Source organism: Xanthomarina arctica, assembly GCF_014638915.1.
Taxonomy (GTDB): domain Bacteria; phylum Bacteroidota; class Bacteroidia; order Flavobacteriales; family Flavobacteriaceae; genus Xanthomarina; species Xanthomarina arctica.
This window is the reverse complement of record NZ_BMFQ01000003.1, coordinates 16,241-31,636: the sequence shown is the minus strand read 5'-3', so window position 1 is coordinate 31,636 and position 15,396 is coordinate 16,241. Positions and strand designations below refer to the sequence as shown.

The 15,396-nt window shown below is 30.8% G+C and carries 12 protein-coding genes and 1 pseudogene; 5 read left to right on the top strand and 8 right to left on the bottom strand.

Going from position 1 to position 15,396, the window contains the following annotated elements:
* Positions 1–167: 167 nt before the first annotated feature.
* The 4 genes from IEV77_RS11440 to IEV77_RS11425 all read right to left on the bottom strand — a co-directional run bounded on the left by IEV77_RS11440 (position 168) and on the right by IEV77_RS11425 (position 4,906).
* A complete protein-coding gene (locus IEV77_RS11440) occupies positions 168–2,357 on the bottom strand; it encodes a S9 family peptidase (protein WP_188464955.1) in 2,190 nt (729 codons plus the stop codon).
* 201 nt (positions 2,358–2,558) lie between these two features.
* Positions 2,559–3,212: a sterol desaturase family protein gene (locus IEV77_RS17555; RefSeq protein ID WP_188464953.1), complete on the bottom strand. Its 654-nt coding sequence runs from the start codon at positions 3,210–3,212 to the stop codon at positions 2,559–2,561.
* 177 nt (positions 3,213–3,389) lie between these two features.
* The gene (locus IEV77_RS11430) at positions 3,390–3,905 is read right to left on the bottom strand and encodes a hypothetical protein (protein ID WP_188464952.1); all 516 of its coding nucleotides are present in this window, start codon (positions 3,903–3,905) and stop codon (positions 3,390–3,392) included.
* A 128-nt stretch (positions 3,906–4,033) separates the two neighbouring features.
* The gene (locus tag IEV77_RS11425) at positions 4,034–4,906 is read right to left on the bottom strand and encodes a helix-turn-helix domain-containing protein (RefSeq protein ID WP_188464950.1); all 873 of its coding nucleotides are present in this window, start codon (positions 4,904–4,906) and stop codon (positions 4,034–4,036) included.
* Positions 4,907–4,998: 92 nt separating this feature from the next.
* Here IEV77_RS11425 and IEV77_RS11420 point away from each other — a divergent pair, with 92 nt between their 5' ends.
* Both IEV77_RS11420 and IEV77_RS11415 read left to right on the top strand, forming a co-directional pair.
* Entirely contained in the window at positions 4,999–5,343 is a 345-nt protein-coding gene (locus tag IEV77_RS11420; RefSeq protein WP_188464948.1) for a DUF983 domain-containing protein, read from the top strand.
* A 503-nt stretch (positions 5,344–5,846) separates the two neighbouring features.
* Positions 5,847–6,662 (top strand): T9SS type A sorting domain-containing protein, encoded by an 816-nt coding sequence (locus tag IEV77_RS11415; protein ID WP_188464946.1) that lies wholly within the window; start codon positions 5,847–5,849, stop codon positions 6,660–6,662.
* A gap of 339 nt (positions 6,663–7,001) precedes the next feature.
* Here IEV77_RS11415 and IEV77_RS11410 read toward each other — a convergent pair whose 3' ends face one another.
* Both IEV77_RS11410 and IEV77_RS17550 read right to left on the bottom strand, forming a co-directional pair.
* Positions 7,002–7,313, bottom strand: a complete 312-nt coding sequence (locus IEV77_RS11410; RefSeq protein WP_188464944.1) for a hypothetical protein — start codon at positions 7,311–7,313, stop codon at positions 7,002–7,004.
* A 356-nt stretch (positions 7,314–7,669) separates the two neighbouring features.
* Positions 7,670–7,801: a hypothetical protein gene (locus IEV77_RS17550; RefSeq protein ID WP_262891659.1), complete on the bottom strand. Its 132-nt coding sequence runs from the start codon at positions 7,799–7,801 to the stop codon at positions 7,670–7,672.
* Positions 7,802–7,988: 187 nt separating this feature from the next.
* On the opposite strand from IEV77_RS17550, the gene IEV77_RS17635 reads away from it, so the two are divergent.
* Positions 7,989–8,159 carry a T9SS type A sorting domain-containing protein gene (locus IEV77_RS17635; RefSeq protein WP_188466223.1) on the top strand — a complete coding sequence of 57 codons (171 nt, stop codon included), beginning with the start codon at positions 7,989–7,991 and terminating at the stop codon, positions 8,157–8,159.
* Between the two features lie 31 nt (positions 8,160–8,190).
* Here IEV77_RS17635 and IEV77_RS17650 read toward each other — a convergent pair.
* A pseudogene (locus tag IEV77_RS17650) lies at positions 8,191–8,636 on the bottom strand (transposase); the annotation flags it as partial.
* Positions 8,637–8,984: 348 nt separating this feature from the next.
* Here IEV77_RS17650 and IEV77_RS11400 point away from each other — a divergent pair.
* Positions 8,985–11,729 carry a DUF8693 domain-containing protein gene (locus IEV77_RS11400; protein ID WP_188464942.1) on the top strand — a complete coding sequence of 915 codons (2,745 nt, stop codon included), beginning with the start codon at positions 8,985–8,987 and terminating at the stop codon, positions 11,727–11,729.
* A 340-nt stretch (positions 11,730–12,069) separates the two neighbouring features.
* On the opposite strand, the gene IEV77_RS11395 is transcribed toward IEV77_RS11400, so the two are convergent.
* Positions 12,070–13,128: a T9SS type A sorting domain-containing protein gene (locus IEV77_RS11395; RefSeq protein WP_188464941.1), complete on the bottom strand. Its 1,059-nt coding sequence runs from the start codon at positions 13,126–13,128 to the stop codon at positions 12,070–12,072.
* A gap of 141 nt (positions 13,129–13,269) precedes the next feature.
* On the opposite strand from IEV77_RS11395, the gene IEV77_RS11390 reads away from it, so the two are divergent.
* On the top strand, positions 13,270–15,183 hold the full coding sequence (locus IEV77_RS11390) for a hypothetical protein (protein WP_188464940.1): 1,914 nt from the start codon (positions 13,270–13,272) through the stop codon (positions 15,181–15,183).
* Positions 15,184–15,396 lie beyond the last annotated feature (213 nt).

Sequence of the window (15,396 nt, the reverse complement as noted above, 5' to 3'; positions counted from 1 at the left end):
ATAATAGAAAAGCGTCTCTTAGGAGGCGCTTTTCTATTATACTTATTTATTGCTCTAAAGGAATTTACTGTGAACCATGTAGTTATTATGCTGTTATTATTCCTGATTTCCTTCTTAAGGAAAACAATATAACTACTTGGTTTTATCTCGAATAGAATATGTGTAATTTATATTCCTCCTGGAGGACAGTTTAGCTTTAAGTAATTGGTGTATAAAGTTGATAAATGTTCTGAAGTTCCTTCGCCTTCTCTTATGGAATGAGATCTATTAGGATAAGGCATGAATTGAAACTGTTTGTTATATTTTATCAACTCATTTACCAATATTTCGGCGTTTTGATAATGGACATTATCATCTCCTGTACCATGAATATAAAGTAAATTTCCTTCTAAATTTTTGGCATAAGTCATTGGAGAACCATTGATAAAATCTTCCATATTCTCTTGTGGTAAGCCCATATAACGTTCTTGATAAATATTATCGTAAGTTAATTGGTTTGCAACAGCGGCTAAGGAAATACCTGTTTTGTATATTTCAGGGTATCTAAACATTAAATTTAATGTGGCAGAACCACCACCACTATGTCCCCAAACAGCAACACGTTCTGGATCTACAAAATCCCATTTAAGGATTTCTTGAGCGGCCATGGCTTGATCATTAATATTAATGACTCCAATTTTTCTATATATAGATTTTCTCCATTCACGTCCTTTTGGAGCAGGCGTTCCTCTATTATCTAAAGAAATATAGATGTAGCCATCGTCTGCCATATTGCCCTTGTAGTTTCTGTTTCTACCTACATTATAAGCATCTACTACCGTTGCTCCTGCAGGTTCAGAATAGACATAAAACACGACTGGGTATTTTTTAGTTGGATCGAAATTGGTTGGTTTTACCATCCATCCGTCCATGGTAACATTGTCTGCAGTGGTAACAGTAAAGAATTCCGTAGTTGGTTCTTTTTCTATGGTTTTTAGTTTCTTAACAATGCTTTCTTCTTCAGTTAAAGCTTCTTGGTTAGAGACAGTAATAAATTCTCTTGAATATGGTGTATAATGATTTGAAAAGGTATGGTATGCGTATTTACCATTGGTAGAGAAGGAATAGTCATGAGTTCCCTTTAAGCTTTCCGGACTTAATAATTCGTTTTTACCTTTGCCGTTTAGCTTTGTTCTATACAAATATTTTTGCGTGGCATTATCTGGTGATGCTAAGTAATATACATAGCCTTCTTTTGTATTGATATGTTTTAAATCAATCACATCATAATCGCCATTTGTGATAAGGACTTCAGATTTTCCTTCTAAAGAAACTTGATATAAATGTCTCCAGCCATCTTTTTCTGAAGCCCAAAGTATGCTCTTATTATCGTCTGAAAAACTAAAATTGTTGGTGTAATCTACAGCATATGGATTACCTAATTGAAATAAATCTACCCAAGCATCGTCTGATTCTTCTTGAATTTTTTTAGTCTTTCCGTTTAAAGCATCTGCCGTGTATAATATGCTTTCGTTTTGCTTTCTATTTAATTGCTGAATTAATAGGGTGTTGCTTGCTGGAATAAATTCCATTCTAACCAAGTAATGTTGGGAAGGATCTCCAGGAACATCCATCCATGTGGTTTTAGCATCTGAAATATTTACAACACCTACTTTACATGCAGAAGGTGTTTCGCCAACTTTAGGATATTCTAAAGGAATTAATTCAGAATAAATAGCATCTGTATTATTAATCATGTAAAACTTCTTGATCTTACTGGCATCAATCTGCCAATAGGCAATAGACTTGCTGTCTGGACTCCATCTAAAGCCGTCTCTACAAGAAAATTCTTCTTCGTAAGCCCAATCAAAAGTGCCGTTAATTAAAGAAACAGTACCATCGGTTGTTAAGGGTTTGATGCTTTCACTAGCATAATCTTCGCTGTATAAATTGTTGTTAGATACATATGCAATAGACTTTCCGTCTGGAGAGAATTTTGCGAACATTAGGGAAGAAGGAGGCAGTGTTTTTCCTATTTGTTTCAGAGTATTTGTTTTAAAGTTGAAAACCCAATAGTCTCCTTTTGTGTTTAATCTCCAGACTTTTACCGTATTTGTAAACAAGAGTACTTTTTGCTGATCTGTTGAAAAGGAAAAGTGAGAGATGTTTAAAGGTTCTGTTTGACCCGCTGGGGTTAGTTGTTTTTTAGAAATAACTGTTTTAACAACTTGGTTGGGCAGGGTATAGGTAACCAGTTGATTGTTTTCTAATTTAAAGTAAGAATCTCCATCATTAGTCCAGTTTACTTGTGCTTTTAGGTTGAAATTAAAAGCGAACAGACAAGCAAATACGAGGATTTTAAAGGTGTTTAGTTTCATGGTTTGTTAGTTTTTTAAGATGTTTTTGAGTTTTAATTCCTTTTAAAATGGCATCCATTTATTCCATCTTGTTGCTTAATAGGAATGTAAAGTTAAACTTGCTAAGTAATTAGGTCTCCTAAAGTAAGCATTATTAATAAAGGTCTTAAAAATGGCCTTTGAATTTTATTCATAAAGTTGTCTTAAAGAATGGTTTTAAGGCTAATCTTTCATTTCTGTTTTAAATAAATTATCCCACAAAAAAGTATAGAATCCATAATTTTTATGATTAAGCTTATGGTGAGTTTTATGAAATGTATTAGTTGTGAAAACAAATAAAGAATGCTTAAATGTGTTCCCGTTTAAATGAGTCATTACACCATATAACCAATTGAAAATTAGAAATAAAATAAAACCATAAAGGTTAAACTGAAAAATTACAGTAAGCATTGTTAGTAATAGTCCAAAAAAGATAGATTCCCAAGGAGACATATGATATAAGCTGACTGAATTAAAACTATCCGTATGTTCGTGATGTTTGGAGTGGATTTTATTTAGTACGCCTATATTATGAGATAAATAATGTAAAACATACATCAAAAAATCCATTAAGAAGAATACACTAATAAAAGATAAGAATATATTAGAGTTAGAAAATACGACGATTCCTTTAAGCCAAAGGAAATATCCAGGTATTGCTATTATAATATTGACAAATAAAATAAGAATCGATCCTATTATTTCCTTTTTATGGAGGGATTCTTTATGGTTATAAAAATTATTCCATAGCTTACTAATAATAATAGTTAGTATGAAAGCGAGAATGTTTGCTGTTATAAGTAATGGGAAAAATGTTAAAGGGTTTTTTAAGTCCATATTTTAGGTTTCAATCTAGTCGAGAATATTTTTATGTATGCTCAGGGTTTTGTTTATGATACGTTGTCTGGTTAGGCAACTCTTTTAGCAAATAAAAAACGAATAGAAAAGTGACGGAATTTTCATGAATAGGAGAGTAAAAAGCAATAAATTCTGAACGATTTTATACGCTCCGTTTTATTCTATTTTAAATGTTTTCATGATTTTCTCCATTTCAAAAGAATAGGTGTCAAATTCATTTTCCTTAGCAGTAAAAGTCAGTATATATGCTTTATTATTTACTACGAAATCATACTGAATAAATTTTAAATCAAAATTATTTAAGGGAACACTATAAATTATTTTTTGAAATTCCGAAGTGTTATTTTTTATCCTTTCACTTGAAATTAAGTTTCCGTTTGCTTTAATCTGATTTTCTGTTATTTCCACAAATTTGTTTAAGTCTAAATTTAAGGTTTCTAAATTTTGTATAATTAAATTAATGTTCTCGCTGAAATTATCCGTAGAATCTGTTTTTTCGGTAAACAATAAAAATTCACTTCCATGTTTACCACTTTCATCTGACTTTAAATTGGATGGATATGAAATGATATATCCGTTTTTATTTATTTCCTTGATATTACTTTTTTTATTTGATTGACAACTGGCGAATTGAAAAATAATTAAAGAGATTAGTAAGAGTTTTATTTTCATTATTTTAAAGTTTTGGTTTGTTACTGATGAACAGTTTTTTGTAGGATTAGTGACGTGTTTAAGTTCCTAATTTAGCAATAAATTATATATGATGTTGGGCAAAATACTTTTAAAGAATCGAAATTTCATTAAAAATACTTTTTCCGAAAATCCAAAGGCGTCATCCCCGTTTTTAATTTGAAAAACTTAGAAAAATAGGCATAGTCCGAGAATTCGAGGGTATATGCGATATTGGCTAAATTGTCGTGAGAATGTACAATCAATCTTTTTGCTTCTAGAATAATCCTTTCAGAGATTAATTGGCTTGTGGTTTTATTTATGGTTTTTTTTACTACTCTATTCAAGTGCTTGGTGGTTATGCTTAATTTATCAGCATAAAATTTAGGTAATTTTTGTCTATAAAAATGGGTGTCAATTAAATTCTCTAAAGTTTCAAGTATATTAGAATAGTTTGGAGAATTAAGCTTTTCTAAATTGATATCAACTGTATACGCCCTTGTTAATTCTATATAAATGTTATTTAATGAATTTACTATTTTTAACTCTCTTAACAGATTGGTTTGTAAATATTCAGTATAAACTTCCTGAAGTTTAAGATTTAATTCGTTCAGCTTATTAGGAGCTAATTCTAAAAAAGGAGGGTTTTGATTCGAATAAAAAAAAGGAAATGAATGGAGCTTATGTTCTAAAAACTTTAGTTCATAAAATTCTTGAGAATGAAAAAAGATAAATCCTTGGGGTTGTGTCTCAAATTTCCAAAAATGTGTTTGTCCTGGTTTTAACAAAAACACCTTGCCAGGATTTATACTATAAGAATTAAAATCAATTTCGTGTGTACCTGTACCTTCGGTAAATAGTACACATAGATAGAAATTATGACTATGTGGTTTATTAATTAACGCCTTATTACGCTGTATGTGACTCGAAAAAGAATTTATATACACATCATTAAGAGGTGTAGATTCTTTAAACTGACTAATATTTAAAACGGGTATTTTCATATTGTATGTCCGAAAAGTACAAAAAATGGCGTACATTTTATATGAATACAAGCTATTTACTGTCTTAATTTTGCATTATAAAACATTTTGTGATGAGTAAAGTAATTGATGCATTGAATTGTAAGTGTCCAAATTGTAAAAAAGGAAATATTTTTATGAATGGCGGAAACCTTTTATTGTTTAAAATTCCGAAAATGAACAATAAATGTCCAGAGTGCAATTATAAATTTGAAAGAGAAGTTGGTTTCTTTTTTGGGGCTATGTTTGTAAGCTATGCACTTGCTGCAGCACAAATGATAACAAGTCTTGTGGTGTTTTGGTATTTTATTGATTTGTCGCCTTTAAGAGTATTCGCCATTATTGGGGTGTTAGCGTTTCTATTAAGTACTTTCAATTTTAAATTGTCAAGGTCTATTTGGATATATTTGTTTTATTAAGATAAGTTTTAAAGTTATGGCAATATTAGGCACAATCCGCTTGTCGTTGAATTCATTGCAAATTTCTACAATAAAATGAATAAACAAAAACCAAGCAAAGAAAATCCCATATAGAGTATCATTATTATAGGGAAAAATTTAAACATATTAAACATTTCTGTTAGGTCAGGATTTTTTAGGAATTAATATTGTAAAACATTGTTCCCTTCATTACTATTTGAAATAAAATTGGAATACTAAACATAATAGTGAAAAGAAGCCAATGTTTTGCTTTAAAAATTTATTCATCATTTTGTTTTTTGATTGTACTTTTTAGCATTACTGGCAATGGTTAGATATAAATAAAATAATTATTTGTCTCGAAGTTTTGTTTTAAAAAGCTCAATAAATATAGGGGTTCAGTCGAATTAATAGCACCGAGATAATAATTTTTATAGTAAGTGTTGTTCTTAAATTTAAACAAAAAGTCTTACTTTTGCAAAAATAATTTTAATAAAAAAAACATGAAAAAACTTTACATTTTATTTATTCTTTTAGCTCAAATATCTTATGGGCAAATTAGTATTGGACAAACAAGTACTTTTGATATTGATGGAGATTTTGAAGGCTGGGGTAATTTAAATTCTTTTTTTACACCTGTATCAGTAGCTAATGGGTTCTTAACAGCAGGTGGAACTGAATCAATACTTCCAGGAACACTTCCACCTAATAGATTAATTATTGATAACATTACAAATTGGGGTGGAGATTATACAACCGTAGGAATTGGAGGAATTAGTTTTAAAGCTAGAAATTTATCTGGTGTTGATATGGAACTTGTTGTTCTATTGTTCGACGATCAATTGGATGAAAATATTACTATGGCGGAATCAACGAGTATTTCAATACCAGCTTCTGCTACAAGTTTTGTAACATATACAATTCCTTTGCTAGCATCAGGGTTAAATGTTGAAGGCCCAATGAGTCTTAATGATTTATTATCAGATGTTTTTGGAATGTCAATTACACGAGTTGATGACAATGGAGATGGTACTGAAAGTCTTGAATTTGATGATATTGAAGCGCTTTCAGTTGCTGGATTATCTATTGAAGATTATTCTGTAAATGCATCTCTTAGCTTAATTGTCAATGCTGGGTTTGTAAAAGTTATAAATAATAATACAGATATTAAAACAATAAGTATTTTTGATATTACTGGTAAATTATTAACTGAAACACCAGGTAACAAGGTTGATGTAGCCACTTTTAGTAGTGGATTTTATGTAGCCCATATTCAAGATGATAATGGACGTGTAACCTCTATAAAATTTATTTTATAAATTTTATAAGACACATTGCCAATTAACTTTTTAAGTTTATTAATTAATGCCATTCAAAGCTGTTTTTAACAACTTTGAATGGCATTTCTTTTACTTTTAAAGCGTTTCACATGATTTACCTATAAGAAGATTCGTTGAAATTTCTTTTGTATAAGATTTATTAACTAATCGCTAAAATTTCTTAAAACTGTTTTACAATGGTTTTGTATATGAAAAGTACGGGCTTGTGTCAGCGGATTTCCGGAAATAAAATTAGATAAAACCAAGTACGCACTTTTCTTTGATTTAGTACTAAACTGAAATAGTTTTTTTATTTCAGTTATTTTTTCCACTATTTGTTCAGTCAGCAGTTTTTTTTATAAATTCATTCGTGAAATTAGATTCTGAGGTTTTTACAAAAAGCGTATCTTTTTCTGAATTAAGTCTATATTCCATAATAAAGTCAGTTTCTAATTCAGGGTTAATATTCGTTAATTGTACATAGTAAATTTTTGTTCTATTGCTTTCCCATTTGAATTTAGTTGTCTTTTCCCAAGCATTATAAATTAGGGAATCCTTAAAAAACTGTAGTTCTACAGTATTTGTGCTTTTGGTAGAAATCCAATGCCCAAATATTTCAGAGTTATTCTTCTGATTAGTGCAGCTTTGCAAAATTATAATTAAAAATAATGTTTGAATTATGGTTTTCATTAAATTATTGCCAACGGTTTTATAATTGAAAAGTGCGTGTTTGTGTCAGCGGATTTTTAGAACGAAAATCGGATGAAAGCAAGTACGCACTTTCCTTTGGTTTAACACGAGACTACGTATTTTTTATAAACAGTGTTGCCTGTAGTGCTTTATATTTTAGCCATTATTTTGTTCAGTCGTGGTTGTAGAATCCAAATTCCAATTATGAAAAAATAGATTAGAAATATTTCCGAAACTAAATCTAATGTTTTGTATTCTTTGTTTAATTCTTCTCTTTTCATAGTTTTTACAGAATAAATTACAATTTTTGCAATTGCTCAGAATCCAATAATTCCAGTTGGAGCTAAAATCCACGAGTCTATTTGGTCAAAGGACATCATTGTCATTCCTCGGTAAGCTAATGCAACAGGAATAAGTGAAATCAGATATATAATCCACCAGATATTCATAGGTTTTATTAATTCAGGATTATTTTTATTTAGAACTTTGCCAATCGAATAAATCCAAAGAAATAAAAGTCCGAAGTAAATGGCAAATGATTTATTATCAACAAGTAATATTGAAGTCAATTCATTTTCTATTTTCCCCAACCCCGTTGAAGATGTAATTTACATTTAAAAAAGCAAACATAGTACTATTTCTAAAATCAAAATTTTTGATATAAATGGAAAATTAGTTCTTTCTATTAAATCTTTTGATATGGATATTCCAAAATTAAACATTCAATCCTTAAAGAAAGGAATATATTTCATCTCAATAGCAAATAACCAATACCAGTTTTTTACCAAAATACTAGTAAAAATATAAAGTTAAACACGTTGCCTAACAAAACACTGTACTAAAAAACAAGTAAAAATCTATTAATTTTTACCAAAGTACTTCTGTAAGTTTCGTCAAATATCAGTCCTGATTTAGCAATGGTAAAAGCCTGTTTTAATAGGTTATTACATACGGCTATTAATGCTAGTTACTCTTCCTTTGGCTACTATTTGCTCATATAAATCTGCAAGCCTTGTTGTAGCTACCGGACGGCAGGCAGGTTTGAAGACCGTAAAACTGCACATAAATAATAAATTCCGAAGTTTTTGATTGCTATTTTACTTATGGGGGTCATCCTTTTGTACAACTTCCAGATTCCCTTATTCATGTTTTAATTCCTTCATAACTATACAATTCATCCACACTTGAAAAACGCATAAATCTGCCTTTTAGAACCACTTACATAGTGGCTGCTTTCTTAACGATACCAAGTATGATTTTTAAGCGAGTTAACGCATTTGGATGTGGTGGTACAAAAAAACCAGCAATTAATTTAGTAAATCAATTTTAGATGGAAATTTGATAGGTTTATACTTAAAAATTTCTCTATAAATACCAGGATTAAATAATTCACTCGATATAAAAAGACCTGTTTTAACAATGCCCAAAGACTTTTTTATTTGAAAACAAAAAAATAACCGATGAAATACACCTTGTTTCGACAAGGCACGTGTTTCTTGACGAATATATCACTTTTATTAGCTGTATAGATCTTAGACCGTCTACCTTGCCCAAATAACTACACTTCATTTTAGTAGCAACTATGTATAAATATGATAGTTGGCAAAACTCACTTTGATACTTTTAAACCCAATGATACCTAAAACAAAATTCTTATCTCATCCTCTTCTATTATTTCTTTTCTTCTTAATAGGTAATAGTGCTGTTTCCCAAATTAATCTCGGATCAATTGAAGATTTCGCCCTTTTTACATCTAATGGAGCTATCTCTAACACAGCCACATCCGATATCTCAGGTGATATTGGTACAAATCTAGGTGCCATAAGTGGTTTTAGTCCTCCTACAGTTGTTAATGGGAGTTTTGAAAATACAAATAGTATTACGGCACAGGCGGTTTTAGATTTAGAAGCTATTGTTACTCAAATCAACAATACCGTAACTACAACTGCTCATGCTCCTGTTTTTGGGAGTGAGACACTTACGCCTGGTATTTATTCGCAACCAGCTGCAGCATCTTTATTAGGAACCCTTACTTTAGATGCGGAAGGAGATCCGAATGCGGAATTTATCTTTAAAATAGGAGGTGCATTTTCAACCGCTGCAGGTTCGACTGTACTTTTGATTAATTGTGCTTCACCAGACAATATATTTTGGCTGTCTGGCGGTGCAATTTCTATGGCTGCTTCTACGTCCATAAGTGGCAATCTAATTAGTAATCCTGGAGCAGTTAGTATTGGCTCGGGTGGTAAAGTAGATGGCAGAATGCTTTCTACCACTGGCGCCATTTCCGTTTATGCAACTAAAACAAACAATGGTCTCTCTGGAATAGACTCAATTACACAGCCAACATGTTCCATACCAACAGGAAGTTTCCAGATAAGAAACTACGATGCGACCGCTACATATACTTTTGCACCAAGTGTTATAAGTATTTCAGATACAGGCTTGGTAACTGTAAATTCAAATACATATACTATGACATCTACAACAATTGTAGGTGGTTGTAGTTCTTCTGCCTCTACAGTTACAGTGGTTATTAACCCAGCGCCTACCAAAAATTATTGGATAGGAGCAACTAGTTCAGATTGGAATATTGCAGCAAACTGGAGCTGCGGTGTCCCTAGTATTTTAAATGATCTCATAAATATTATTCCCGAAGTAACAACAAGCTATCCAATAATTGCATCTGAACCAGACAATAGTGGCCTAGTTAAAAATCTTGAAATTAAAATTTCCGCTTCATTAACCATCATTAACAATAGTTTACGTTTAACCAACAGCTTAACACTAGACGGCAAAATTTACTTAAAAGAAGAATCTCAATTATTACAAGATACTGGGAGTGTTTTTGATTTAGCAAGTACCGGCTCCATAGAAATTAACCAGCAAGGAACGGGCAACAGTTTTAGATACAATTATTGGGGCTCGCCGGTTAACTCTGGTGGAGCTAACTTTATTATTGGAGACGTTTTAAGAGACGGTACAGACCCTAATAATAGTATAGAAATCGATTTTGGTCCAAATATTTCGTACGCAGATGGCACACCAAGCTTACCAATTAAAATAAGTACCCGTTGGATGTACAAACTGGAAGATTCTGGTTTGGGTTATAGTGCCTGGGCGAGTGTAGGCAATTCGGAAGATGTAAAAGTAGGTCAAGGCTATTCCATGAAAGGCTCTAACACCATTGCAGATGAACAAAATTACACCTTTGTTGGCAAACCAAATAATGGAATTATTGAACTAACGGTTGGTGCTAATAATGATCATTTGGCTGGCAATCCGTATCCCTCGGCTATAGATGCCGATAAATTTATTGATGACAATGGATTATTTCCAGGTACCGGTTCAATAACGGGTACTCTTTATTTTTGGGATCATTATGCAGGCGATAACCATGTTTTAGCAGCGTATCCAGCAGGTTATGCAACCTATAGTAAAAGCGGAGGTGTTCCAGCTTCTTCTATACAGAATGATGAAAGAATAAATACTTCAGACTATACAACTAAGGGAGCTCCTAAAAAATATATCCCTGTTGCCCAAGGATTTTTCGTGGTGGGTGATGCAGATGGAGGGCAAGTTCAGTTTAACAATAGTCAGCGTGTTTTTGTAAAGGAATCTTCTGGTAATTCTGTTTTCATGAGAACCAATCCGTCAGAATCAACCACAACGTATAATTCAGAAAATGATTTAAGACCAAAATTCAGAATTGGTTTTGATGCTCCTAAAATAAGTCACCGTCAAGTTTTGCTTACTCTTGACCCAAATACATCTGATGCTATTGATTGGGGATATGATGCCGAAATGTACGAGTTTTTTGATGATGATATGTATTGGGTTCTTAACGATAAAAAATATGTGATTCAAGCGACTAATGAGTTTGGTTTTGACAAGGAAATACCGATAGGGGTTAGAACGATGGATGGTGGTCTTATACGCATTAAAGTTGATGCGCTGGAACATGCAGAAGATTACAGCACTATTTATATTAAAGACCGTTTAACAGGTGAAATACACGATATTTCAAACCAAGCATTTGAAATTAATTTAGATGCAGGTGAGTATCATAATAGATTTTTTCTTGTATTGCAACCAAGAGTATTAACTATAGAAGAGGAAACTTTAGTTGACGAAGTTTATATTACTATGAATAACTCCATTTCCGAATTACAATTAAAAAGCACTGTAGATACAGACATACGAAATGTTAGTTTGTATAACAACATTGGACAACAGGTAAAAACATGGAATATAAACAAAACTGAGCGATCCATTTCGATACCATTGCATGTAGCTTCAGGGATGTATATTGTGATAGCCAAGACTACAACTGGAACGGTAAACAAGAAAATAATTGTTACTAACTGTTGTTTTTGAAGCTAAAACCATGACATGCACGTTTATACAAAAAAGAGGCTTTCAGATTTTTTTAAATCTAGCATTAGCTGATGTCATGTTGCTAAAAACTTGATTTAAAAAACAAACTAAATAGAAGATTAATTGTACCTGAATTAGTCTATTAAACTAAAAAATAGGTTTGCGAATTTAAGCTGTATATAAAAAACGCCTAATTTAGTGCTAAACCAAAGGAAAGTGCGTACCCGCATTCATCCAATTTTCCTTCCGAAAATTCGCTGACACAAGCACGCACTTTTCAATTATAAAACCGTTAGCAACAAGCTATAAAAATATAAAATCAAGCCATAGATTATATTATTTACTCTTTAACAAACTTTAATGTTTGTTTATTCCCTATTTGAATAAAATGCACTCCAGAATTCAAATTAAAAATATTAATAGATTCGACACTTGACACACTTCCTGTTTTAACTACTTGCCCTAATACATTATAAATATTATAGTTCTCTCTTACTTTAAGTCCTTTAATTCTAATTTCATCTGTTGAAGGATTTGGATAAAGACCCAATTTAGAATCAATAGTAAACTCGTCTACAGACAAAGAGCTAGAATGCTTTGTAACTTTGCTTGCAGCTAATTCTGCTACATATAAATCACCTCCATTAACTGCAACTCCAAATGGACCACTTGAACCAAAACTGATAAAAGTATTAACAACAAGTGAAGCCACACTCATATCTATCTTAGATACAGTTTCTTCATAATATTGTGCCAAATACATAGCATCACCAGAAATATCAATTTGTGTAGTATAACCAGAACCAGATGCATATTCAGTTGCTGTAGGCGCTGTAGCAGAAAGATCTATATGATAAATATTTTGATCCTCAACAGAACTGGTATACAAATCATCACCAACAATTTTTAGTGCATAAGGATTAATTATTCCATTTACAAAAACTGTAGCTGTTGGAGTAGCTGCTGTTACATCAATTTTTAATATTTCATTTCCTTGGTTATTTGCTATATATAAATCATTTCCATAAAAAGCCATACCATAAGGAATGTTTAAAAGCCCTCCTACAAGTACATCCGTTACAGTTGGTGTTGCAGAAGTAAAATCAATTTTAGATATCTTATTATCAAATGGCTGTGTAATATATAAAAAGTTGTCTTTAATTGCCATAGAAGTTGGACCATTCAATCCGCTAACAACAGTAGTTGCTGTTATTGGAAGGGTGCCTGTAATGCCTATTTTACTAATCTTTCCACCAGCAAATTCTGTAATATATAAATCATTTCCATGTAACAATAAATTAGCAGGACTCGATAGATCTGTGGAAACATCAACCTGCGCAATAGAGTAAACCGATGTAAAAAACAAGCAAATAGTTAATAAACGTAATAGTAGTTTCATGATATATTTATTTTTAAAGATTAGATTTCAAATCTATTAAAATAACTAAAAGAATGCCTATTTTAGCCGTAGACAAAGTATAGACATCGTTTTAAGTTCTTAAAAAACAGATTCTTAAATACAAGAATAAACCTTCAACTTATGAAAACGCTATATACATTTTGCTGTTTTCTATTCTGTATATCTTTTGGGTTTTCACAAGAAGGCCATCAAAAATTAAAAATAGAAGAACTAAAAAATAGAATAAAACAATCTACAGGCATTACAAAACTATTTGTTTTAGACACATTAACTAGTTACGTTAAATATGAAGAAGGTTATGAAATATTAGCAAAAGAAGCAATCGATTTGGCTCTCGAATTACACTATCCCAATATTGCCATTAAACACATTAATTATCTAATTAATTTTCATACTAATATTTCTGAAAACTCAGAAAAAGGTCTAACAATATTCAAGGATTTTATAAATAGCAACCAAACAATTACTGACACCTTACTATTATCAGATTTATATTTAAAAGCAGGGAATAGTTATTTTGGAATTGGCGAAGTAAAAGAAGCTAAAAACAGTTATGAGTATGCCGCAAAAATGGCACTAATTAAAAATGATTCCATAAGATTTGCGATAGCAAATAATTATAAAGCTTTCACTTTACTAGAAATGGGTTTTTTTACTAAAGCATCTCAAGAATACCAAAAATCTTTATCCGTTTTTCAGTCAAAAAAAGATACAATAAACATCCTAAATACTAGAATAGGATTGTCTGTTGTATATGGAAAAAACGCATTTTATAAAGAGTCGCTTGAAGAGTTATTTAAAGTAAGAAATATGGCTTTAAAACTTAAAGACTCAACTGTTTATAGTATATCAATGTCTAACATTGCTGTAAATTATTACTATTTAAAAAAATACAACCAAACCATTAATTTTTTAAAAGAAAACATTAAACTATCTGAAAAAATACCCTATTTTCATTACAACTCTGCTCATGACTATACGTATCTTGCTAAATCATTTATAAAACTAGACAGCTTAAATCAAGCAAGAATAGTTATTAAAAAATTGGAAGAAAAATGGAAGAAAACTCCAGATAAACAACTTCATCTTTTTTATTTAGATTCAAAAACTCATCTTTTATTTGCTGAAAAAAACTACATACAAGCCAATATTCAAGGTGTGAAGTTATTAGAGCTTCAAAATACAACGTTGAATTATGAAAATATTTTGGCAACGCTTAATATTCTATATAAAACCAATGAAGCGCTAGGAAACGAATCAATTGCATATTCTTATTTTAAAAAACATACACATTTAAATGATTCTATAAATAGTGTTCTTAAAGTGAACGGATTATCTCATTACCAAACACTATACGAGACGGAAAAAAAAGATACTGAAATTTCTAGTCAGAAATCTAAAATTAACTTATTAGCAGAAAAGTCAAAAGTACAATTTCAGTGGATCTTACTATTAGCCTTATCTATAATAGTCATTTTAGTTCTACTATATTTATTACAACTTAAAAGTAAACAAAAAGTAGTAATAGCAAAAAATAAGCAAGAATTAACGCAACAAAAGATAAAAGCGACCAAATTGGAAAACGATTTACTAAATCGAGAAATAGAATATAAAAAGAAAGACCTAGAAAACCTAGCAATTGAAATCACTCAAAACCAAGAATGGGCTAGTATGATATTTAAAAAACTCAATGCCTTAATAAAGTTAAAAGGACAAAAAAGAGAAATAGAATTAATCGCCTTTAAGAATGAAATTAAGAGTAAAATGCTAGTTAACGAAAAAGAACAAAATTTTCAAATGCAAGTAGATTTACTAAGTAGCAGCTTTTATGATAAACTAAATAAACAAGTACCTAATCTATCTAAAACAGATTTAAGAATGTGCTCGTTAATTAGAATGAAACTGAACACAAAACAAATTGCTGTTTTACAAAATATAAGTCCTGCATCTGTAAGAACTTCTAAATATAGACTTAGAAAAAAATTCAACTTAATTGAAGATCAAGACTTTAATAGTTATATTATAAATTATTAAAGTCTTACAGAAATAACCTCAATAGCAAATTTAATCCGAATATAGTCTTTGTATTAGATATAGCCAGTTGCTAGTACTGTATAATTTAATTGTTAGAGTAAGTCTACTTTCAAAAGACCTCTAGTCAAGCACTCACAAAACAGCCCTAACAATCTAACTATCAAACCTATTCAAAATATACTCAATTTGAGTATTGTCTAATAAATCCTACAC